The sequence below is a fragment of the Streptomyces sp. NPDC021096 genome (assembly GCF_040641275.1).
Taxonomy (GTDB): domain Bacteria; phylum Actinomycetota; class Actinomycetes; order Streptomycetales; family Streptomycetaceae; genus Streptomyces.
On sequence record NZ_JBFADG010000002.1, the window covers coordinates 134,693 to 156,101 of the forward strand.

Here is a 21,409-nt window from a genome sequence, read left to right on the forward strand (position 1 = left end):
GAGGCTCCGGAAACCCCGACTCCGGGCGCCCGCCGCCCCGGGTGGGGGTTTCGCAGCTTTTCGCCCCCTCTGCACGCCCTCCACATGCATGAAATTTTTCATACCCTTGCTTACTTGGCAGTAAATATATTTACTACCGGTGGCGCCTGAGCCCGAACGGGGCTGAAGCCGGCCGGTACAGCAGCGCTCGCGACGGCGAGCCTCCGGGAGCCACGTGGACGAGCGTCCAGGGACGACACCCTCCTCAGTCGGCCCGATGGCGTTCCGTTCGGGTAGTCCGCTCCCCTCGGATGCCCTCGGCGGCCCTGGCCAACCCCTGGGTCGGGGCCGCCGGTAATCGTCTTGTCAGGCTCCGGCCCGGCCGTAATGCCGGGCCAGGGCATGGAACGCCTGCTTCGGCTCCCAGCGCCACTCGGACGCCGCGCCCCCCGGCCCCTTCGCCCCCGTCCGTATCGTCTTCACGATGCTGTAGCTCGCCATGTCGAGGTCGTGCCGCGGATCGGACGAGTGGGGAGCGTCGGGACTGACGAAGTTGTAGACCATCGCCGCGTACAGGCCCATCGACTCGAATATCCCGAGCATGTCGGTGATGTACGCGGCCTGCGTCTGCTCGCTGCGGACGAGGTCGCCCACGATCTCGGGCTCCGGTTTGTCGTAGTCGACGGTGTTCCACCCCATGCCGCCCCGCTGCGGAGCCCCCGCATAGGTGCACGTGCCGAACTCGGTGACGGCCACCGGCTTGCCCCAGCGCCGGTACCCCGTGAGCTCCCGTACGTAGTCGGCTCGGCGCGGGAGGTACGCGTAGTAGTTGACGCTCACGATGTCGAACAGGCCCCAGTCGACCTCGTCGTCGGCCGCCGCGCCATAGGTCATTCCGCCGTGGAAGACGGATCTGCCGACCACGGCCGACCGGGCGATGAAACTGCGCAGCCGCCGTGCCGTCTGCTCCGGATCGAACGCCCCCTTGAGCAGGTTCTCGACGCGCTCCAGGACGTTCTCGCCGGGGACGATGCCCGGCACGTACAGCACGAATTCGCAGCCGACGCTGAGGTGGACACGGGCGCCTTGCCGACGAAGCCGCTCGGCGTGCCGGCCGGTCTCCGCCAAGTGGTCGAGGATCTCGTGCTCCGGGTGGTCCCCCAGGCGCGGCTGGAGCCAGACGTGCAGGCCGCGTTCCGCCGCTTCCGACGAGGTGGCCGTCAGCCGGTCGATGCCGTCACCGAAGACCGAGACCGAGCTCGCGTGCAGCTCGTCCTTGATCACCCGGATGTCCTCGCGCATTCTCGCGGCGCTCCACGCCGTCGCCGGCGTCTCTCCCGCCCCGACCTCGTAACACACGCCCCGGTACGTCAGCCCGTGCCCGCCCCCTGTCCCGGTCCGCTCCCGCACCGTCTTCCCGGCCGCCCCGGCCCGCCCGGCCGCCACTAACGACCCCGTCGCCACCCCGACCCCGGCAGCCGCCGCCCCGGCCAGAAAACGCGCCCGGTTGATCCCCTCGCTCCGCACAACGGCTCCCCATCCCTGTGTTCGCGATCCCGCCCCACCGTCCCGCGAGGCGGCTCCCAGTCTGGCGAGCGGCGGGACGCCGGGTCGTCAGCCGATGGTCTATGACAGCTGCGCCGTAGGTAGGGGCCTTCCGCTCCGCACCACGACTTTGGTTGTACATCCCTCGCTCCCAACTCGCCTTACGGGCGCGGAGCGTGGATGTCGACCGGCCTCAGCCGCCGAAGGCGGCCTGGGCGAGGCGACCGGCGATGGCGGAAGCGGTGCGGTTCTCCACCGAGGCCGTGCCCACCGCGTAGACGACGCGCCGGCTGAGGTCGCGGGTGGCGAACACCCCGCTCTTGTAACCGAGATCGGTGCCCGTCTTGCCCCACGCCACGGAGCCGTCGGACAGCGGGAAGTACATCAGCCCGATGCTGAAGCAGGCGGTTCCCTTGTCGGGCCCGGTGGCGCAGTTGGCGCCGTCCGGCCGGTAGGGGAGCGGCTTGCCGTCGGCACCCAGCGGCACGGTGCGCAGTTCGGCGGCCTGGGCGGGGCGCAGCAGACGGCCGTCGAACAGGCCGCTGATGAAGCGGTCGAGGTCGGCGGTCGTGGAGGTCATGCTGGAGGGGTTGCCGCCCTGCTCGTTGACGTCGACGGGCTCGCCCTTGCCGTTGGGCAGGTAGCCGGGCAGGTAGGGGCGGGGCACACGGGACGTGCGGCCGGGCGCGGAGGTGTCCTTCATCTTGAGCGGGGCCAGGATGCGGGTGGTGATCTCGTGCTGGAGGGGGTGACCGGTGAGCTCCTCGATGAGCTTTCCGGCGACGCGGTACCCGAACGAGTTGTACTGCTGCTGGGTTCCGGGGGAGAAGTGCGGGCCGGGCCCGGACTCGTCCTGCCGTCCCTTGGGCCGCAGCGTCTGCTGGATCACCTGGTCGAAGGTGTAGTAGTCGAGCCGGCTGTCGATCACTTGGTCCGGGGACGGGGTGGGGGCGCCTTCGAAGTCGTCGGGAAGGCCGCTGGTGTGGTTGAGCAACTGCCGCACGGTAATGGGCTCGAACTTCTCCGGAAGCAGTCCCGGCATGTAGTGCTGCACGGTCTCGTCGAGGTCCACCCGCCCTTCGGCGGACAACTGCAGCAGCACCACAGCCTCCATCGGCTTGGCGATGCTGCCGATCCGGAAGTGGGCCCCGGCCCCGGTCTTCCTCCCCGTGACGAGATCCCCGGACGCGCCCCGCCACGTCCGACCGGGCGACTTGGGCGCCTGCCGGTAGACCTGAGCCACCGCACCCGCCACGTCATCACCCGGACGCACCGTGATCGCCTCGTCCAGAGCCGTACGGTCCAGGCCCGCCGCCGAAGAGGCCGCCTGCGACGGGGCGGCTCCGCATATCGCCGCCGTGGCCGCCGTCACGACGGCGAGGGACAGGGCCGAGGAACGGCGCATGAGATCTCCAGCCAGAGAAGAGTGGATGTCAGGGGCATCCGGAACGTCCCCCGAGTCTTCTCGAGCAAGATCGCTGGATCACCAGGGGCGGCCCTGATGCCGCCCCTGAAAGGACCCTGAGGGCGCGTCAGGGATCACGGACCGGCCCATTCCGGCCTCTGCTGTGGCCCGGAAAAATGCGTTCGGCCGGGCAGGGGGCGGATGCGAGCATGTGATCCGTAAGCGATTGCCGGGCGAGTTCGGAAGTGATCTGTCGATGCCTGTTGTCCCCGCCGACCCCACCGTGATTCATCCGATGCCCGGGCAGCCGCGGGTGGTGCTGCTCAAACCCCTGGTGACCTCGCCGTTGATCGAGGTGGGGGAGTACTCCTACTACGACGACCCCGACGAGCCGACCGCCTTCGAGACCCGCAACGTGCTCTACCACTACGGGCCGGAGAAGCTGATCATCGGCAAGTTCTGTGCACTGGGCACCGGGGTGCGCTTCATCATGAACGGCGCCAACCACCGCATGGACGGCCCGTCCACGTTCCCCTTCCCCATCATGGGAGGCTCCTGGGCCGAGCACTTCGACCTGATCACCGGCCTGCCCGGGCGGGGGGACACCGTGGTCGGCAACGACGTCTGGTTCGGCCACGGCGCCACGGTGATGCCCGGGGTCCGCATCGGCCACGGTGCGGTCGTCGCCTCCGGTTCCGTCGTCGTCGACGACGTTCCCGACTACGGCATCGTCGGCGGCAACCCCGCCCGGCTCATCCGCACCCGTTACGACGACGCCGACATCGCCCGCCTGCTCGCCGTCGCGTGGTGGGACTGGCCGGCGGAACACATCACCGAGCACGTGCGCACCATCATGTCCGGCGGCATCGACGCCCTCGAGGCCGCCGCCCCTGCCGGCTGACAGTCGGCCGCGCGGCCGCACAGAACGCCCGAGGCCGGGCCCCTACGGGAGGGGCCCGGCCTTCGTCGAATAGAGGAGGATATGGGCGGATAGGGGCGGAGAGGCTCAGTCGGCCGTCGCGGCGACGGCCCCCTGGCGGACGTAGCCGGTCACGGCCAGCGCCAGGGCCAGGCCGCCGGTGAAGTACAGCTGCACCCGGGTGTCGGTGTCGAGGGTCATGAGCACCAGTGCCCCCGCCACCCCGGCCAGCGTCAGCCAGGTCAGGTACGGGAAGCCCCACATCCGCACCACCAGCTGCTCGGGCGCCTCGCGCTCCAGCCGGCGGCGCAGCCGCAGCTGCGAGGCGGCGATGAAGCCCCACACCACCAGCACGACCCCGCCGACCATGTTCAGCAGCCAGGCGAAGACGGTGGTCGGGTACCAGTACGACAGGAGGACGGCGAAGAAGCCGAACGCCGAGGAGGCGAGGACCGCGCGGCGCGGCACTCCGCCGGAGACCTTGGCCAGGAACTTCGGGCCCTGGCCGCGCGAGACCAGCGAGTAGGCCATGCGCGAGGAGCCGTAGATGTTGGCGTTCATCGCGGACAGCAGGGCGATCAGGACGACCACGTTCATGATCTCGCCGCCGGCGGGGACACCGAGGCGGTCGAGCACCGCGGCGTACGGGCCGCTCTCGGTGACGGCCTTGTCGTCCCACGGGATGAGCGCGACGATCACCAGCATCGAGCCGACGTAGACGATGCCGATCCGCCACATCGTCGTCTTCACGGCCTTGGCCACACCGCGCACCGGGTCCTCGGACTCGGCGGCCGCGATGGTCACCGTCTCCAGACCGCCGTACGCGGCGAGCGAGGCCAGGAGGCCGACCAGCAGCCCGTCCATGCCGTTGGGCAGGAAACCGCCGTCGTGGAGGAGGTGCGCCGAGCCGGGGGAGTCGCTGCCGGGCAGCAGGCCCAGGATCGCGAGCGCGCCGAGGACGAGGAAGAGCGCGATGGCGCCGATCTTCAGGGCGGCGAACCAGAACTCGAACTCGCCGAAGTTGGAGACCGCGCCCAGGTTGGTGCCGCAGAACAGCGCCATGAACGCCAGCACCCACAGCCAGGAGGGGGAGCCCGGGAACCAGCCCTGCATGATGTGGGCCGCGCCGATCGCCTCGATCGCCACGCCCACGACCAGCAGGGTCCAGAACATCCAGCCGGCCGTGAAGCCGGCCCACGGGCCGATCGCGCGGTCGGCGTGGACGGAGAAGGAGCCGGAGGCCGGGTTGGCCGCGGACATCTCCCCGAGCATCCGCATCACGAACATCACGAGCAGGCCGGACGCGGCGTAGGCGAGCACGATCGACGGGCCGGCCGCGGCGATGCCGGCGCCCGAGCCCACGAAGAGGCCCGCGCCGATGACACCGCCCAGGGCGATCATCGAAAGGTGCCGCTGCTTCAGCCCGTTCGAGAGGGGGGAACCCTGTTGCGGGGGGCCCTCCGTGAGCGGGGGAGGAGACGGGAGTGTCCGGCTCATGGTCGTACCTGTCCATCATGCGAGATTGGGAAGCCTTGAGTATGGGCATTCGGGAGAAGGCGCGCCCGGCTCGTCCGATATCCGGACACTTGCTTCACGCAACGTGACCGCCGCGTGATCGCTACGCGCCGGAGTGCCCCCGCCCGGGGCCTCCCGGTCGCCCCGTGTCCGGGGCCCGGCGCTGGAGCAGCAGGCTTCCCAGGGCAGTGCGCCGGTGCAGGACCGCCCGGCCCGCGCGGACCGTGGTGATCAGCCCGGCACCGCGCAGGGCGGCGCAGTGGACGGAGGCGGTGGCGTTGCTGACGCCCAGCCGCCGGGCGACGTCGCCGGTGGTGTGCTCCTCCGCGAGCAGGAGCAGCGTCTCGAGGCGGGTCCGTCCGAGCACCCCGGCCAGCGCGTCGTCCGTGCCGCCGGCCCCCGCCGGCGGGAGCGGCAGGCCCGGACCGGCCGGATACGTCACGTACAGGGGGCGGCCGGGGCGGTGGGACAGGAGGAGGCGGCCGCGCCAGTGGAAGGTGGGCACGAGCACCACACCGTGACCGGCCGGCTCGATGTCCCCCTCACCGGGCCCCTCCCACTCCCAGACGCCTTCGTGCAGCCGGGTGCCCGGGACGAGTGCGGTGAGCGCCGCGCCGACGCCGTGCTCGGCCACGGTCAGGGCATGGCGGGTGAACTCCGACCGGTGCAGGTCCTGCACCAGGGGCCATACGGGGCGCAGCACCGAGTCGAAGGCCGCGTGCTGCGCGCGGCGCACGAGGTGCCAGGCGTCGGCGTCGCCCCGGTACAGATCGCGGACCCACGGCGGTGCCGGTGCCGGGTGCTCGGCGTAGACCCGTTCGAGCTCGGAGCGGACCAGCTCGGGGCGTGTGGCGCGGACGCCGTCCAGCCCGTCCTCGAGCGTGTCGCTGAACTCGTCGATGAACAGCGGTGCCCGCCCGGCGGGAACCAGGTCCGCCAGCGGCCGGACGGCGACCGGCAGGGAACGCCACTGCCGGCGTCTCCAGCGGCCGGCGAGCACGTCGTCTCCAGGCAGGCACATCCTCATCAGGGCGACGTTCAGCTCCTGCAACGGCGCCGGCCGGGGTGCGAACCGGACCCGGGCGAAGTCGTCGGCCGTCAAGCGGACCCGTATCACCAAACCCCCTATCACCAACCCCCTGAAGCACGCCCCGCCAACCTTTCGGTCAGGGCCTAAAGGATCGCCCGGGCTCCCGCCGGACACCAGCATTCAGGTCATGCCCCGTCAATCCCCCCAGGGTGCCGGGGCAGAGGCAAGGACCGACGCCACACAGGCAACAAGGGGAGAGCCATGTTCCGCACACAGACCGGCGACCATGACCGCACAGGCGCGGCCGCGATGGACCGGCGAACCGTCGCCAAGTCGGCCGTACTGGCCGGAGCGCTGCTGCTGGCGAGCGGCGGCGCGGGCATCGCGCAGGCGCACGCCCGGCGGCGGGCGGCCGCAGGAGACGTCACCCTGCGCCTGCCCGCGCCGACCGGCCCGCACCGGACCGGAGTCACCACGCTGTATCTGGTCGACCACTCCCGGCGCGACCCGTGGGACGCCGCCCTCCCCGTCCGGGAAGTGATGGTCACCGTGTTCTACCCGGCCCGCGGCATCGACGGCCACCGGCCCGCACCGCAGATGACCGGGGACGCCGCGGCCTCGTTCGACGGGACCGCCCACCGCATACACCCGGAGCTGCCGGCGACGGGCGTGCGCTGGGCGGCCACCCTGACCCACTCGTACGCGGACGCCCCCGCCCAGCCCGTACGGCGGCCCGTGCTCCTGTACAGCCCCGGAGGCGGCGACCCGCGCACCCTGGGCACCGGGCTCGCGGAGGAGCTGGCGAGCCGGGGCCACGTCGTGGTGACCGTCGACCACCCCGGGGACGCCGGCGAGGTCGACTTCCCGAGGAAGACGGACCACCGGGACAAGGTCCGCGACACCGTGCTCCGGGGGGACCCCCGGGCGAATCCCGGCCTCTTCCGCACCCTCATCGCCACCCGGGTCGCGGACATCCGGTTCGTCCTGGACCGGCTCGCCGTGCTGGCGGGCGGCCGGAACCCCGACGCCTACGGACGGGCGTTGCCCAAGGACCTCGGGCGCGCGCTGGACCTGCGGAGGGTGGGCGTCTACGGCCACTCCGCCGGCGGCACGACCGCCGCCCAGGCGCTGTACGAGGACCGCCGCATCCACGCGGCGGTCGACATGGAGGGCTACCTCGACCACCCGCCGCAGGCGCTCGGCAAGGAAGGAGAGCTGTTCCCCGTCGCCCGGTACGGGGTGGACCGGCCGCTGCTCCTGCTGGGAACCGACGGCTTCACGGAGAGGAAGCAGCTGGAGCGTTCCTGGTCGGCCATGCTGGCGCACCGGGGACACACCGGCCGGCGCCGGATCGACGACGCCGCGCACTGGGTGTTCACCGACTACGCCGCCATGGCGCCCCAGCTGCAGACCGCCGGCCTGATGAGCGCCGCCGACCGCACCAAGCTGATCGGCGCGATCGACCCGGCGACATCGGTGCCCCTGGTGCGCCACTGCCTGCTCTCGTTCTTCGCCCGGCACCTGCCGTCACACTGACGTCACGAGAGCTGTCGTCACTTCGGTGGGCGGACGGAGAGGGCGTGACGGAACTCGTCACGCGGGTCCCACTTCGCCTTGACGCGCTGCAGACGGGGGTAGTTGTCCTTGTAGTACAGGGTCTGCCATGCGGTGCCCGAGGTGTTGAGGGCGGGGTCGGCGAGGTCCGCGTCGGGGTAGTTGATGAAGGAACCGTCGCTCACGGCTCCCGGCACGGGCACGCCGCCGCTGTCGGCGTACACGGACCGGTAGAGGTCGCGCACCCACGCCACGCACGGTTCGGGCTTCCCTCGCTGAGTCTCCCAGCTGGCCATGTAGACCGCCTTGAGGATCGAGTCGCGCTGGGCGACGGCCGTCGCGTCGGCCGGGACCGTGTTGACCTTCCCACCGTAGGAGACCAGCCACAGGGAGCCGTCGACCTCACCACCCGCCTTGCTCGTCAGATGGTCGTGGACAGCGGCGATCTGCCGGTCCGTGAAGCGCTTGCGGAGGTAGGCGGCCTTGCCCTTGAAGGAGGCCGGGCTCGACTCCTGCACGTTGGCCGCGGACTGCAGCCACGGCTCGTCCTCCTGCCCCCGGTCGGGCCGGGCCCCCACCCCGCGGCCGACCGCGGCGACGTAGTCGTCGATGAGCCGCTGCGCACCGGCTCCGGTGGAGTCCAGGTGCCCCACCAGGCTGACGGTTCCCGCCTTGCGGCTGTTGAGCATCAGGACGCTGAACAGCCCGGCGTAGGCCGAGTCCGGTGCGCTGTTGCGCTCGTACCAGGTGCCGTGATTGCGCACCAGTGCCTCGAACGAGCGTCGGTCCAGGTCCTTCCAGGACCAGGTGGCGTAGAAGGAGGTGATCGCTTCCGGGGCCCTGGGCAGCAGGTGCGCGGGGTCCGAGCCCTTGGCCGCCGGGTCGCGGAACCAGTAGCGGGTGACGATGCCGAAGTTGCCGCCCCCGCCGCCGGTGTGCGCCCACCACAGGTCGTGGTTCGGGTCCGAGGGCTCCCGAGTGGCCACCACGGCGGAGGCCTTCCCGGACTTGTCCACGACCACGACCTCGACGGCGTGGAGGTGGTCCACGGACAACCCGTACCGGCGGGACAGGGAGCCGTACCCGCCCCCCAGGACGTGGCCGCCGACGCCGACCTCGGCGGTCGCGCCCGCCGGGATGGTCACGCCCCAGCCGAGGAACAGTCTGCGGTACACCTCGCCCAGTAACGCGCCGGGCTCGACCGCGAACGCCCGCCGCCGGGCGTCGTAGAAGACCGCCCTCATGGGGGAGACGTCGATGACGACGCGCACCGAGGGGTCGTCGACGAAGTTCTCGAAGCAGTGCCCGCCGCTGCGCACGGCGATGCGTTTGCCCTCCCGCACCGCCTGCTGCACTGCGTCGACGACCTGGGCGGTCGTGCTCACCACGCGTACGTAGTCGGGCTTTCCGACGAAGCGGGCGTTGAAGCCGCGCTCGGTCAGGGAGCGGTAGCGGGGGTCCCCGGGACCGACGGTGACCGGGTCCGGCGGGGGCGGGCCGTCTGCCGGCGGCGCGGCGAGGGCGGCCGGAGCGGCGATGCCCTGTGCGGCCGCCGCGGCGGCCGCACCGCCGATCACCGCCGCTCCCGCGAGTACGCCGCGTCGTGTCACTTCCGCCATGGTCCGCTCCCCTTGTCGCCTCGTCGCCGTATGAAAGGATCTCCCCCCAACGATCGGCGCTGCGGTGCGACGGAACATCATCCGTGATGACCAACTGCCCCTCCACCGAAGGATGTAGGGGCTCCCCTAGGAGGCCGTAAGGCCCCTCAGGTCCTGGTGGTCGTGCCGCACTCACCGCCCGAGCCGGACGCGGCGGAGGCGCTCCCCTCGGCGCGCAGGTCCTTGCTCCGGTCGTAGGGGTCGACGGCGGGGCCGGACTCTTGCGAGTCGCCGGTGCGGTGGGACGGGAAGGCCGGGTGCAGGAAACCGTCGCGGACGCCACAAGCGGTATTGCCGATGTCCACGGCGAAGGACCGGACGGCCACCTTGCCCTCGGTCACCTGGAAGCGGGCGGGGTCGTGGAGCTCGGTGTCGATGACGCGGCGCACGATGGTGCGCGCCACCTCGCGGGAGCCGTCCGCCTTCTTCACGAGCGGATAGACGAAGGTGTAGTCGGCGTGGACTACCACGGAGCCCTTCTCGCCCTCCTTGAACGTCATCCGTCCCCGCGTCTTGACGGTTTCGCCCACCATGCGCACCTCGTTCGCGTCGAAGCGGCTGAAGAGCAGCAGCGGGTCGTGTTCCCGGTCGGGCTTGCTCAGAGAGGTGTTCATCTTCGCGGTGAGCTCCTCCTGGCGCGGTTCGATCAGGGCGAGCGCCGCGGTGGGGCGCTCGCCGCGGATCGTCGCGGGCTCCAGGTTGGCGGCGACGAGGAAGTCCCTGGTCGTCTTCAGGGCCGAGGCGACCTGGTCCTTCGACAGCGTGCCCACCGGCTCGGCTTCGGGCAGGACGATGCCCTTCGCGCCGTCGTCGTACTGCTCGGACGGCGAGCCGGCGAAGGGCCGGGCGAGCGTCGCGGTTCCCGCCGGCGCCTCGCCCGGGGCCCCGTCGGGGCGGCCGCTCTCCGCGGGCAGGGGCGCCGGGTTCTTCCGCGCGGCCGCCTCGCCCTTGTCCTGGCCACCGGGGAGCAGGGAGAGGGCCTTGTCGGGGTCGAGCGCGAACAGGAGGGCCGCGACGGCCGCCAGGACGCCGACGCCGCCGAGGATCCGGCGCCTGCGGTCCGCCCGCCCGTCCATCTCCTGCCAGGCGGGCCCGGTGCGCCAGCCCTCCGGCTCCCTGGGCGGAACGTTCCCGCCGCGCCGGTTTCCGGCCCTCAGCCGGCGCAGGCCCTTGCGGCCGGCCGCGGCCGCCGCCTCGTCCTCCTGCCGCAGCCGGGCGGTGACCATGCGGGCCCGCGCCGACGGTTCCACGGGGGCCTGTTCGCGGATCGCCCGCTCATGGTCCCGGGTGAAGCGCTCCCACTCCTCGTCAGATACGGAAGGTGACCCTCCGTCATGGCTCGAAGGTCTCCCGGGCACCGGTGGTTCGATGGTCACTTCACGCTCACTTGTCAGGGTCTTGCCAGGTTCGGCGCGGCAACTCTAGACGGGCGCCGACGGCGTTCCGCGGGCACCCGTGCCGGGGCTTCCCGTCCGGCCATCCAGGCGACGGGGTCGGCGAGTCCCCCGTCGCCTCCGGGCGGGGTCGGATACCCATGCGCTCATGACGCACGAGGACACCCTGTACCGGGCCGCCCTGGACCAGCAGCTCCGGCAGCGCATGGGGGAGGGGGCGCTGGCCGCCGGCCCGCGCGGCCTCCATGCGGCGACGCTGCTGCTGCGCGACCTGCGCGAACTCCTGGGCCCCGACTTCGCCGGCTTCATGGCCTGTGCCGTCGAAGGGTTCCGCGGCTACCGCCAGGCCGGAGGGACGGCCGGCTCGCCGATCCCGTACGGCTCCTACCTCTCCGGCCCCCTCCGCTCGGCCTTCGGCGCACCGCTCGACGAGGTGTTCGCGTGGTCCTGCGCCATCCTCGACGCCGTTCACACCATCCTGGGCGGATGCGAGGACGAGGACATCGAGGCGTTCCTCGGTGCCGCCGCCGACGCAGGACGGGAGCCGCAGCCGGTGGCGACGACCTGACGCCCGGGCCGGACGGCAGGGGCGGCATCCCATTTACTTGACAACTTTAAATATTGGCGCTTACATCAAAGTGGTTGCTTGAGGACATCAAGCAAACGTCGTCCGACCCACCACCGCGATCGAGGCACCATGCACCACACCGCCCCCGAGCAGCCCGCCGACGTCGTCGCCAGGCTCCGCGCCACCTTCCGCACGGGCCGCACCAAGCCCGCCGCATGGCGCACCGGCCAGCTGCGCAGCCTGCGCGCCATGCTCACCGAGCATGACGGGGAACTGGTGGCCGCGCTCCACGAGGACCTGGGCAAGAGCTCGTACGAGGCCTACCGCACCGAGATCGACTTCACGATCCGGGAGATCGACCACACCCTCGACCACCTCGCCGACTGGCTGCGCCCCGAGCCGGCCCCGGTCCCGCCCCACCTCGCCGGGGCCACGGCCTGGACGCAGTACGACCCGCTGGGCGTCGTCCTGGTCATCGCCCCCTGGAACTACCCCGCGCAGCTGCTGCTCGCCCCCATGGTCGGAGCGCTGGCCTCCGGCAACGCGGTCGTGGCCAAGCCGAGCGAGCTCGCCCCCGCCACCTCCGCCGCCCTCGCCCGCCTCCTGCCCCGGTACCTCGACACGGACGCGGTCGCCGTCGTCGAGGGCGGCGTCCCCGAGACCACGGCCCTGCTCGCCGAGCGCTTCGACCACATCTTCTACACGGGCAACGCGACCGTCGGCCGCATCGTCATGGCCGCGGCGGCCCGGCACCTCACGCCGGTGACGCTGGAGCTGGGCGGCAAATCGCCGGTGTTCGTCGACCGCGACACCGACCCGGACGCCGTCGCGGCACGGCTCGCCGCCGGCAAGTTCCTCAACGCCGGCCAGACCTGCGTCGCGCCCGACTACGTCCTCACCGACCCGCGGACCGCCCGCGCCCTGGAGCCCGCGCTGACCCGGGCCGTCGAGGCGCTGTACGGATCCGACCCCGCGGCGTCCGACGCCTACGGGCGGATCGTCAACGAGCGTCACTTCGACCGGCTGACCGCCCTGCTCGGCTCCGGCCGCGCGGTGACCGGGGGCGACGGCGACCGCGCCACGAAGTACATAGCCCCGACGGTCCTGGCGGACGTCGATCCCGGGGCGCCGGTCATGCAGGAGGAGATCTTCGGTCCCATCCTGCCCATCGTCACGGTCCCCGGCCTGGACGAGGCCATCGCCTTCATCAACGACCGCGACAAGCCGCTGGCGCTGTACGCCTTCACCGGATCCGAGGAGACCCGGCGGCGCCTGGCGTCGGAAACCTCGTCCGGCGGCCTCGGCTTCGGCCTGCCGCTGGCCCATCTGACGGTGTCCGACCTGCCGTTCGGCGGCGTCGGCGAGAGCGGCATGGGCAGGTATCACGGCCGCTATTCGATCGAGACGTTCAGCCACCGCAAGGCGGTCCTCGAGGGTCCGTCGGCCTGAGGCCCCGACCCCTCGGGAACGCACGCCGAGCCGTGGCGGGGCCCGCTGTCCTTGCGGGCTCCCCACGGCTCGACGCACTGACTCATCCCTACTGCCTCACGCGCACCGCCTCACGCGCGGCGTCGGGCTCAGCGACCGGGGACGGCGGTCTTCTTTCCGTTCTGATCGAGCGGGATCGGAATCGTCCGGGTGGCGGTACTGCGCTTCTGCCGGCCGTCGAGCGGCTTCTGGACCGCGTTGATGTTGAGGGAGACTCCCTGGCCTCCCGAGAACGTCCCGCTCGCGAAGGCGTTCACGCCCTCCGACGTGACCTCGTAGCCCGACACGTCCACGATCCCGTGCGACCGGCAGTCCCGGAACACCTCTTCGACCGGGACGAACCAGAGCCAGTGGTTGTCACCGTCGTGGTTGAGGTCGACCTTCTCGTTGAACCAGATCGCCACGCTTCCCGACAGGCCGACCGTGGCCGTCCAGTCGATGTCGTACTTCTGCGTGCCGACCACCAGGGTCGCCTCCACGACCGACTTCGGCGGGATCTTGAGGGGGAGGTCGACGCTCCAGTTCTGGGTCTCCTTGTGCGAGAACTCCTGCGTCGAGGAGAGGCTCGCCTCGATCGACGTGGTCTCGCTGACCTTGGCGACCGCCGGGATCTCCGCCGAGACCTCCACCGTGACGCCGACCTTCAGCGACTCCGTCACCGATATCCGCAGATCCTGCTCGGTCGTCCTGCTCTGCTTGTACGTGACGATCTGCTCGACGTCCGTGCCGTTGCGGTAATTGGTGGCGACCGAACTGACCTGTCCCGGGACGGGGGAAGGGGCATTGGGGTCGTAGACGATGCCGCTGTATTTCGTACGGACCTGATGCCGGTGGTAATCGCCGAGAGCGCTCTGCTTCCCGTAGTCGGTGGAGGCGGTGAAGCGACAGCCGTTGGACTGCGGGAATCTCTCCCGCGCCATCCACTGGCCCCACGCGTCCGTGATCTCCTGCAGCGAACGGGCGGCGGCTCGGCTCTTCTCCTGACTCCGTGCGCGAGGGGCGGCCGTCGCCGCACTCGCTGTGACGACGGACAGGGGAACGGCCGCGGCGACTCCGACGGCGGGAGCGAGCGTGAGAATGCGGCGTCTGGAGACGTAACTCATTTAATCCCGTACCTTCTTGTGGTGGGGGACGGACGGGCGAAGCTGCTTGTTGATCAATGCAATCGGCGTTCGCGCGTGCTGCATAGGGACTTTGGTCCCGTCGCCCACGGTTCACGGCACGTCACGATGAGGCATGCCCTGTTGCGCGGCCACGTTTGTGACAGAGCGTCAGAAGGGCCTGACAGTCGGCGGTCGCGCCGACCGCGCGGGCCGCTCCGCGTCGGGGGTGTACGCTCCGTAGTCGACGATGGCGTGAGCATGACATTGCTGCGGCCAGGGGTGAATGTGGCTGTTACCCATGGTTGCCGTAATATGTCCGGCGTCGCTATTGCGTCCTCGGCCATCTCGTCGTCATCGAGTCCGGACCGCCGTCGATCTTAATTCACGGCCCACCGGACTCGTCGCGCCACACCCGGTGTCCGTTCCCGGGGGCCGATTTCGGCGGAGCCCATGGGGCCGGCACGCAGTGCAGGCGGTTGCTTTTCGCTCAGCCCGGCAGACGGCGTCGCCGGTCGGTGCGCGCGGACGGAGCAGGCCCGGAAACCGGATGGCCGAGAGGCGCGTAGAGGCGCCCCCTCGGTCTCCGGACAGAACGGAAATGCACGTCGTGGATATGAGCGCGGCCAATCGAAAAGGCCTCAGCCTCTTCGCCCTGATAATGATCGGGCTGGGGTCGATCTTCGGCTCGGGCTGGCTCTTCGGAGCCGGTCAGGCGGCCCAGGTCGCCGGGCCCGCCGCGCTGGTCGCCTGGGTGATCGGCGCCGTCTTCATCGGCATGATCGCCATGACGTACGCCGAGGTCGGCGCCGCCTACCCGCTGCCCGGCGCCATGGCCCGGTTCGGCTCCATCTCGCACGGCCCGGTGCTGGGCTTCATCACCGGATGGGCGGTCTGGATCGCGACCGCCTCCCTGATCCCCATCGAGGCCATCGCCGGCACCCAGTACATGTCGTCCTGGAGCTTCGGCTGGGCCCGGGGCCTGGTCGCCGACGGCAGCCTCACCGGCACCGGCATGGCGACAGCGCTGTTCCTGACCGTCGCCCTGTGGCTGGCCTGCTACTGGTCGGTCGAGCTGCTGGCGCGCGCCAACAATCTCCTGACCCTGGTGAAGTTCGCCATTCCGGTCCTCGCGGTCGGCGCGCTCATCGCCTCCGGCTTCCACACCGGCAACTTCACCGCCCACGGCGGCTTCGCCCCCAACGGCTGGTCCGCGGTGCTCACCGCCGTCACCGCCTCCGGCGTCGTCTTCGCCTTCAACGGCTTCCAGGCCGTCGTCAACCTCGGCGGCAACGCCAAGAACCCCGGCCGCGCCATCCCGCTCGCCCTCGTCGGCGCGCTCTCCCTCGGCCTGGTCATCTACCTCGCCCTCCAGGTCGCCTTCCTCGGCGCCGTACCGCCGGAGCGGCTCGCCGAGGCCGGCGGCTGGAGCGGGATCAACTTCTCGTCGCCCTTCGCCGACCTCGCCAAGCTGCTGATGCTGCACTGGGTCGTCACCATGCTCCAGTTCGGCGCCTTCATCTCGCCGAACGGCGCCAACATCGGCAACGTCGCCTCGGCCGCGTACCTGGCCCAGAACCTCGCCGACACCGGCTTCTTCCCCAAGAAGATCGCCGAGGTGCACCCCCGCTACGGCGTCGCCCGCCCCGCCATGTGGCTGAACCTGGGCTTCTCCGTGCTGCTGCTCCTCACCGTCGGCCACAGCTGGGAGGCCCTGGCCAGCGTCGTCTCCGCCGCGATGGTCGTCTCCTACCTCATGGGCCCCATCGCGGTCGGCGTCTTCCGGCAGACCAAGCCGAACCTGCCCCGCCCCTTCCGCCTCCCCGCCGCCTCGGTGCTCTGCCCCATCACCTTCGCGTTCGCGGCCTGTGCCCTGTACTGGTCGAAGTGGCCCAACACCGGCAAGGTCGCCGTGCTCACCCTGATCTCGGTGCCCATCGCCGCGGTGGTGCTGCGCCGCCGGGGCGAGACGAGCCTGCGGCGCCAGTTCGCGCCGGCCTGGTGGATGGTCGGGTTCCTGCTGTGGCTGGCACTGCTGTCCGCCCTCGGCAGCGCCGAGTTCGGCGGCCACGACGTCATCCCGGGCGGCCTCGACATCACGCTGGTCGCCGTCTCGGCCCTGGGCTTCTACTTCTGGGCCGTGCGTGCCGGAGTCCAGGCCCACCGCGCGGGCCTGCCGGATCCCGACCCCGTACTCGACGCCACCGCCGCCGGGTCCGTGCCCGAACAGCGCCGGCCCGAGCCCGTCGAAGCCGTCGCCTCCTGACGCCTGCGGACCGGCCCCCTCCCCCTGTGCGGGGGAGGGGGCCGGTCCGTTCTCATGCCCCAGGGGCTCATGAGGCCACTGCCCGGGCAAGGGCGGGAATGGCCGGATCCGCACGGGACCTCCCCCGTGGCTTGTGCTTGTGTGGGGCACCAATGCCCTCGGCAGGCAAGGGAGTTCACGTGTCGCGCGCCCGTTTCACGGTCACCGCAGCTGCCCTCCTCATCGGCGTGAGTACGACGACGGCCGCCACGGCCGCATCCGTCACACCGCCGGATCGCGCCATCGTCGTCACCGCGCCCCGCACCGTCGACGCCGATCACCCCTTGACCCCGATAGGCACCGCCCTGCCGCAGTCCTTACGGACCTCGCCCGCCCCGGCCGCCCCGCCGGTCCAGAGCGAACACGGCGACGCCATCGCCCGGCGCACCGGCGCCACCTACACCGTCGACGCCGACCGGGCGCCCGCCGGCCCCAAGCAGCGCGGCCTCGGCCCCGCGGCCGTCTCGCCCGCCCAGTGCGCCGCCCTGCTTCCTTCAGGAGGCACGCGCATCATCAACCACTTCGAGTTTTGTCATGTCTCCACCAGCGGTTACGACGTCGTTCAGGGAGGCAAGGTCATCGGCCACGTCTCCTGGCGACAGCTCACCGCCGGCAACATCTACGCCAACGACCGGGGCGCCTTCTTCACCACCGCCCTGGACCGCGTCGTCCGCACCGGTACGACCACCGACGGACTGCTGCGCGTCGACTGGGCGGCGGGCGGCTACAGCGGCCCGGACGGCTCCAACAAGGCCTGCGACGTCCACGCCAACCCCTCCAACCCGGCCCTGCTGTCGGCCTGGCAATCCGGCGCCACCGCCACGCACGACATCTCCAGCCAGCGCGCCGACGGCTACGGACGCGACTTCGTCTCCCGCTGCGCCATCGCCTCCTACATACGCAACACCGGCGGCGCCGCGCAGATCATCTCCTCCGGCATGCGTGCCGACTCCGCCAGCTACCTCAACCACTTCAACGGCGCGATATTCGACCGCGTCTCACCGGTGATGGGCTACAGCCGCTCGTCCACCAGCCACAAGGCCGTGGCCGACCACATCTACGACGCCCAGACCAAGCCGGCCTCCACCTGGCCGACGAAGCCGGGCAAGGTCATCCCCGGCTCGATCGCCAGCGGCAAGACGCTCAGCCGCCTCTACGAGAAGTGGGACGCCGCCGCGGCCACCCAGCGGCAGAAGAACGAGACGGCGAAGAACAACGCCTGCGCCCCGATCCGGCCCACGCCCTCGGACGGCCTCGACTGCGACGAGTACCCCTTCGGCTCGACGTGGGAGGGCGCCGGGGTCGGCGACAACAACTTCTCGGTGAGGTACCTCGACAGCGGACAGAACCGCTCGGCGGGCGGCTCGCTGGCCGCGTGGTACGCGGCGGACCGCATCCTGCACCGCGACAAGTTCTACGTCGCCATCTCGTCCTGAGCCGCTGAGCCGCTGACCGGTTGAGGGGCATGCATCAGCCGCTTCTGCCCGTTCCTTCCTGCTCCGGCCCGGTGAAGGCGTCACCCCTACGGGCCGGAGCAGGCCCACACCCGCACGTCGTAGCGCTCGTACCGGAAATCCTCCCCCGGCTCGACCCGCCGCCAGGCGCACACCCCGATGCGACCGGGCCCCGGCACCGCGAGCGCGAGGTCGCCGGGACCGTCCACCGACCAGCACCGCAACGGGCCGCCGTCGGTCCGCACCTGGCAGGAGCCCAGGGCGATTCCGTCCGCCGCCGGCGGTTCCCCGTCCCACCAGGACACCACCGCCGCGACGCGCGTGTCCTGCGCCATCGTGGGAATCGCGACCACTCCGTCCGCCCCGGCCGGCGCGTCCACGTCCGGAACCGGTGGCCGGTCGGGGAGCCCGGCGGAACGCGCCGAGAGCCAGAACTCCCCGTGCGAGACCGTGAACGCCCCCCGGGCGATTCGTCGCGGCTGCGACCGGGTGAACAGCGGGAGCTCCGCCGCGAGCTGGCCCGGCACACGCCACAGCCGCACCGCGTAGGGGTCCTCCTCGCGCGGGTGGTACGTCATGGGGTCGCCCCCCGAGAGCTGCATGCCGTTCGATGTCAGGCACCAGTACACGCCCGGCCCGTCGAGCGGCAGCACCTCGCCCATGCGGTGCCCGCCCACCTCCAGGGCCACCGCTCCCGACGGGCAGTGGAAGGGGTCCCCGTACGGATGTCCGCCGCCCGGGGGCGGCCCGGACCAGGCCTCGACGGCGGCCCGCACCGACGGCGTGCCGGGCCAGAGCACCGCACGGTAGAAGGGCCGCGCACCGTTGCCGAGGCCGGGGTCGTCGGCCGCCGGGCCGGTCGTCGACGCGTCGACGACCCAGAAGCACCCAGCCGCGCCTGGCACACCGCATTCCATCGTGCCGAGCATCGATGAATCCATGCACAGGAGGCTACGTCCCGGGCACCGCCGCCCACGGCTGTTCCATGCGAGACATGGTTGGTCCAGACCTATTGACGGCCCGTCGGCGCGACTCTACGGTGCGCTCGAACCCACCGAAGGGAACCCGGGCATGAGCGGTCGGACGGCGCGTCTGCTGGGCGTGGGACTGGCCATGGCCTTCGCCGTACACCTGCCGGCCGCCACGGCGTCCGGCGCGCCGCGCGACGAGACGTGCGCGGTCAAGCCGAAGCCCTCGGGCAAGGTGCTCCAGGGGTACTGGGAGAACTGGGACGGCTCGGCGAACGGCGTGCACCCGCCGTTCGGCTGGACCCCGGTCACCGACCCCCGCATCCGCGACCACGGCTACAACGTGCTCAACGCGGCCTTCCCGGTCATCCGGCCCGACGGCACCGTGCTGTGGGAAGACGGGATGGACGCGACTGTGAAGGTCGCCACCCCGGCCGAGATGTGCCGGGCCAAGGCGGCGGGCGCCACGATCCTGATGTCCATAGGCGGCGCCACGGCCGGCATCGACCTGAGCTCCGCCGGGGTCGCCGACCGGTTCGTCGAGACGGTGGTGCCGATCCTCAAGACGTACAACTTCGACGGCATCGACATCGACATCGAGACCGGCCTCACCGGCAGCGGTGACATCACCAAGCTGTCGACCTCGCAGGCCAACCTCGTGCGCATCATCGACGGAGTGCTCGACCGGATGCCCCCGGGCTTCGGCCTGACAATGGCACCCGAGACGGCCTACGTCACCGGCGGCAGCGTGACGTACGGCTCGATCTGGGGCGCCTACCTGCCGATCGTGAAGAAGTACGCGGACAACGGCCGTTTGTGGTGGCTGAACATGCAGTACTACAACGGCAGCATGTACGGCTGCTCAGGGGACTCGTACTCCGCCGGGACGGTGAAGGGCTTCACCGCGCAGACCGACTGTCTGAACAAGGGGCTGGTCGTCCAGGGCACGACCATCCGCGTCCCCTACGACAAGCAGGTCCCCGGGCTGCCGGCGCAACCGGGCGCCGGGGGCGGCTACATGGCCCCGAACCTGGTGTCGCAGGCCTGGAACACCTACGGCGGCGGGTTGAAGGGCCTGATGACCTGGTCGCTGAACTGGGACGGGTCGAAGGGGTGGACCTTCGGGGACAACGTCAAGTCCCTGCAGCAGAGAGGGTCATTCCTCGATGGCCGCGCCCCCGCCCCGTAGATGATCGCGGAAGGTGAAGGTCGGCGTCTGTTCGCGGCGGGTGAGGTAGGTGTCGAACCGCACCTGGTGGCGCAGGGTGGCGCCCGCGCGGATGCGTTCGGCTTGGCGGTGCTCGGTGCCGCGGATCGTCTCGGCCGCTGTGAAGATCTCCTCGGCACGGTCCGCCGGCACGAAGAGCACGCCGTCTTCGTCGCCCAGGGCCAGGTCCTCGCGGCTCACCGTCCACTCTCCGACAGCCGCCGATTCCAAGGCGTCGAGAGGGCGGTCGGCCAGGCGTTGCGGGCCGGTCGGGAGCGCTCCCAGGCTGAAGACGGGCAGTCCGGCCGCCCGGATGTCTGCCGTGTCGCGATGCAGGCCCCAGATCACGATCCCTTCCAGCCCGGCGGCTTGGGCCTCCAGTGTCACGAGGTCGCCGACGCAGGCCTCGTCGAGCCGTCCGCCGTTGTCGACCACGAGCACATCGCCGTGGGCCGCCCCCTCGAACGCCTCGAGGAAGACGTCGACGCTGCCGACGTGACGCGCGGGGAGCACCCGTCCGGCCAGCCGGCCGCCCGGGGTCACGGCGCTCATGGGCGCGGGTGCGCAGCGCACCGGGACACGGGCCCGGATGCACGCGTCCGCCACATGGGCGGTCGTCAGTGACGCGAATCGGCGGCGAAGCTCTTGGTGGTCCATGCCGTGTCCTCTCCCGCTGCGAGGTGTGGCTCGTCCGGGCACACGGTATTGCCGACGGGCGTGGGCCCGCAGGCGCTTCGCGGGGGACAGTGGCGGTGTCGTGGGGAGAAAAATCCCGAATGAGAGTCAAGGCCTTTTAGTGTTACGTGCGTGATGATGCCACCGGCGCGGTGCGGCACGTGGACCTCTACGGCGACCAGGCGCGCGCGGTCCTCGAACACGACACCCTGTTCCTGGCCCTGGGCCTGGGCCTGGTGTACTTCACCGCACTGGGGCTGATGCACCGATGAGCCGGGCCGCGGGATCACACGAGGGCACGCAGGCGAAGTCCGGCGGCCGTATCGGGCGCTTCCTCCGCGACAACGGGCTCAGCCTCGCCTTCGGCATGGGATTCCTGCTGGCGATCGCCGGCCAGGCGGTGGCCGGCCGGTGCAACGAACAGCGACTGCGCCAGCTGCAGGTACCCGTCAGCTGGGGCGAGTACCTGCTGCGCGCCGAATTCTGGAGCCGCACCCTGCAGAACTGGCAGTCCGAGCTGCTGGCGGTGGCCTCCATGGCCGTCCTGTCCATCTACCTCCGCCAACGGGGCTCACCCGAATCCAAGCCCGTCGGCGCGGCCCACACCGCCACCGGCGTCGAAGGCTGACCCGTCCCGCACAGGGC

17 protein-coding genes and 1 pseudogene are annotated in these 21,409 nt (G+C 71.2%); 9 read left to right on the forward strand and 9 right to left on the reverse strand.

From position 1 onward, the window contains the following. Window positions 1-345: 345 nt before the first annotated feature. Together AB0G59_RS04220 and AB0G59_RS04225 are read right to left on the reverse strand one after the other, a co-directional pair. Window positions 346-1,281, reverse strand: a complete 936-nt coding sequence (locus AB0G59_RS04220; RefSeq protein ID WP_360907840.1) for an abortive phage infection protein — start codon at window positions 1,279-1,281, stop codon at window positions 346-348. A 436-nt stretch (window positions 1,282-1,717) separates the two neighbouring features. Then, the gene (locus AB0G59_RS04225; RefSeq protein WP_360907842.1) at window positions 1,718-2,929 is read right to left on the reverse strand and encodes a serine hydrolase domain-containing protein; all 1,212 of its coding nucleotides are present in this window, start codon (window positions 2,927-2,929) and stop codon (window positions 1,718-1,720) included. 256 nt (window positions 2,930-3,185) lie between these two features. Here AB0G59_RS04225 and AB0G59_RS04230 point away from each other — a divergent pair, with 256 nt between their 5' ends. After that, entirely contained in the window at window positions 3,186-3,830 is a 645-nt protein-coding gene (locus AB0G59_RS04230) for a CatB-related O-acetyltransferase (RefSeq protein ID WP_360907844.1), read from the forward strand. 105 nt (window positions 3,831-3,935) lie between these two features. On the opposite strand, the gene AB0G59_RS04235 is transcribed toward AB0G59_RS04230, so the two are convergent. Both AB0G59_RS04235 and AB0G59_RS04240 read right to left on the reverse strand, forming a co-directional pair. Further along, window positions 3,936-5,345 carry an amino acid permease gene (locus AB0G59_RS04235; protein ID WP_360907846.1) on the reverse strand — a complete coding sequence of 470 codons (1,410 nt, stop codon included), beginning with the start codon at window positions 5,343-5,345 and terminating at the stop codon, window positions 3,936-3,938. A gap of 121 nt (window positions 5,346-5,466) precedes the next feature. Further along, the gene (locus AB0G59_RS04240) at window positions 5,467-6,480 is read right to left on the reverse strand and encodes a winged helix-turn-helix domain-containing protein (protein ID WP_360907848.1); all 1,014 of its coding nucleotides are present in this window, start codon (window positions 6,478-6,480) and stop codon (window positions 5,467-5,469) included. A 174-nt stretch (window positions 6,481-6,654) separates the two neighbouring features. Here AB0G59_RS04240 and AB0G59_RS04245 point away from each other — a divergent pair, with 174 nt between their 5' ends. Then, window positions 6,655-7,929 carry an alpha/beta hydrolase gene (locus AB0G59_RS04245; RefSeq protein WP_360907850.1) on the forward strand — a complete coding sequence of 425 codons (1,275 nt, stop codon included), beginning with the start codon at window positions 6,655-6,657 and terminating at the stop codon, window positions 7,927-7,929. Window positions 7,930-7,946: 17 nt separating this feature from the next. Here the strand turns inward: AB0G59_RS04245 and AB0G59_RS04250 are convergent, their stop codons facing one another. Both AB0G59_RS04250 and AB0G59_RS04255 read right to left on the reverse strand, forming a co-directional pair. After that, entirely contained in the window at window positions 7,947-9,566 is a 1,620-nt protein-coding gene (locus AB0G59_RS04250) for an FAD-binding protein (protein ID WP_360907852.1), read from the reverse strand. Window positions 9,567-9,712: 146 nt separating this feature from the next. Further along, a complete protein-coding gene (locus tag AB0G59_RS04255; RefSeq protein ID WP_360907854.1) occupies window positions 9,713-10,855 on the reverse strand; it encodes a hypothetical protein in 1,143 nt (380 codons plus the stop codon). 292 nt (window positions 10,856-11,147) lie between these two features. On the opposite strand from AB0G59_RS04255, the gene AB0G59_RS04260 reads away from it, so the two are divergent. Both AB0G59_RS04260 and AB0G59_RS04265 read left to right on the forward strand, forming a co-directional pair. Continuing rightward, the gene (locus AB0G59_RS04260; RefSeq protein ID WP_360907856.1) at window positions 11,148-11,567 is read left to right on the forward strand and encodes a hypothetical protein; all 420 of its coding nucleotides are present in this window, start codon (window positions 11,148-11,150) and stop codon (window positions 11,565-11,567) included. A gap of 78 nt (window positions 11,568-11,645) precedes the next feature. After that, on the forward strand, window positions 11,646-13,016 hold the full coding sequence (locus AB0G59_RS04265; protein ID WP_360907858.1) for an aldehyde dehydrogenase family protein: 1,371 nt from the start codon (window positions 11,646-11,648) through the stop codon (window positions 13,014-13,016). A gap of 128 nt (window positions 13,017-13,144) precedes the next feature. Here the strand turns inward: AB0G59_RS04265 and AB0G59_RS04270 are convergent, their stop codons facing one another. Continuing rightward, window positions 13,145-14,158 (reverse strand): ETX/MTX2 family pore-forming toxin, encoded by a 1,014-nt coding sequence (locus AB0G59_RS04270; protein ID WP_360907860.1) that lies wholly within the window; start codon window positions 14,156-14,158, stop codon window positions 13,145-13,147. 607 nt (window positions 14,159-14,765) lie between these two features. Here AB0G59_RS04270 and AB0G59_RS04275 point away from each other — a divergent pair. Both AB0G59_RS04275 and AB0G59_RS04280 read left to right on the forward strand, forming a co-directional pair. After that, on the forward strand, window positions 14,766-16,421 hold the full coding sequence (locus tag AB0G59_RS04275; protein ID WP_360908606.1) for an APC family permease: 1,656 nt from the start codon (window positions 14,766-14,768) through the stop codon (window positions 16,419-16,421). Between the two features lie 179 nt (window positions 16,422-16,600). Then, on the forward strand, window positions 16,601-17,896 hold the full coding sequence (locus AB0G59_RS04280) for a NucA/NucB deoxyribonuclease domain-containing protein (RefSeq protein ID WP_360907862.1): 1,296 nt from the start codon (window positions 16,601-16,603) through the stop codon (window positions 17,894-17,896). Between the two features lie 86 nt (window positions 17,897-17,982). On the opposite strand, the gene AB0G59_RS04285 is transcribed toward AB0G59_RS04280, so the two are convergent. Beyond that, a complete protein-coding gene (locus tag AB0G59_RS04285) occupies window positions 17,983-18,855 on the reverse strand; it encodes a hypothetical protein (protein ID WP_360907864.1) in 873 nt (290 codons plus the stop codon). Between the two features lie 130 nt (window positions 18,856-18,985). Between AB0G59_RS04285 and AB0G59_RS04290 the strand changes: the two genes are divergently transcribed. After that, window positions 18,986-20,071 carry a chitinase gene (locus tag AB0G59_RS04290; RefSeq protein WP_360907865.1) on the forward strand — a complete coding sequence of 362 codons (1,086 nt, stop codon included), beginning with the start codon at window positions 18,986-18,988 and terminating at the stop codon, window positions 20,069-20,071. Here AB0G59_RS04290 and AB0G59_RS04295 read toward each other — a convergent pair. Then, a complete protein-coding gene (locus tag AB0G59_RS04295) occupies window positions 20,039-20,746 on the reverse strand; it encodes an RraA family protein (RefSeq protein ID WP_360907867.1) in 708 nt (235 codons plus the stop codon). The genes AB0G59_RS04290 and AB0G59_RS04295 overlap by 33 nt on opposite strands. 146 nt (window positions 20,747-20,892) lie before the next feature. Between AB0G59_RS04295 and AB0G59_RS04300 the strand changes: the two genes are divergently transcribed. After that, on the forward strand, window positions 20,893-21,036 hold the full coding sequence (locus AB0G59_RS04300; RefSeq protein WP_360907869.1) for a hypothetical protein: 144 nt from the start codon (window positions 20,893-20,895) through the stop codon (window positions 21,034-21,036). A 101-nt stretch (window positions 21,037-21,137) separates the two neighbouring features. After that, window positions 21,138-21,392 (forward strand): annotated as a pseudogene (locus AB0G59_RS04305) (DUF6766 family protein); the annotation flags it as partial. Window positions 21,393-21,409: the final 17 nt, after the last annotated feature.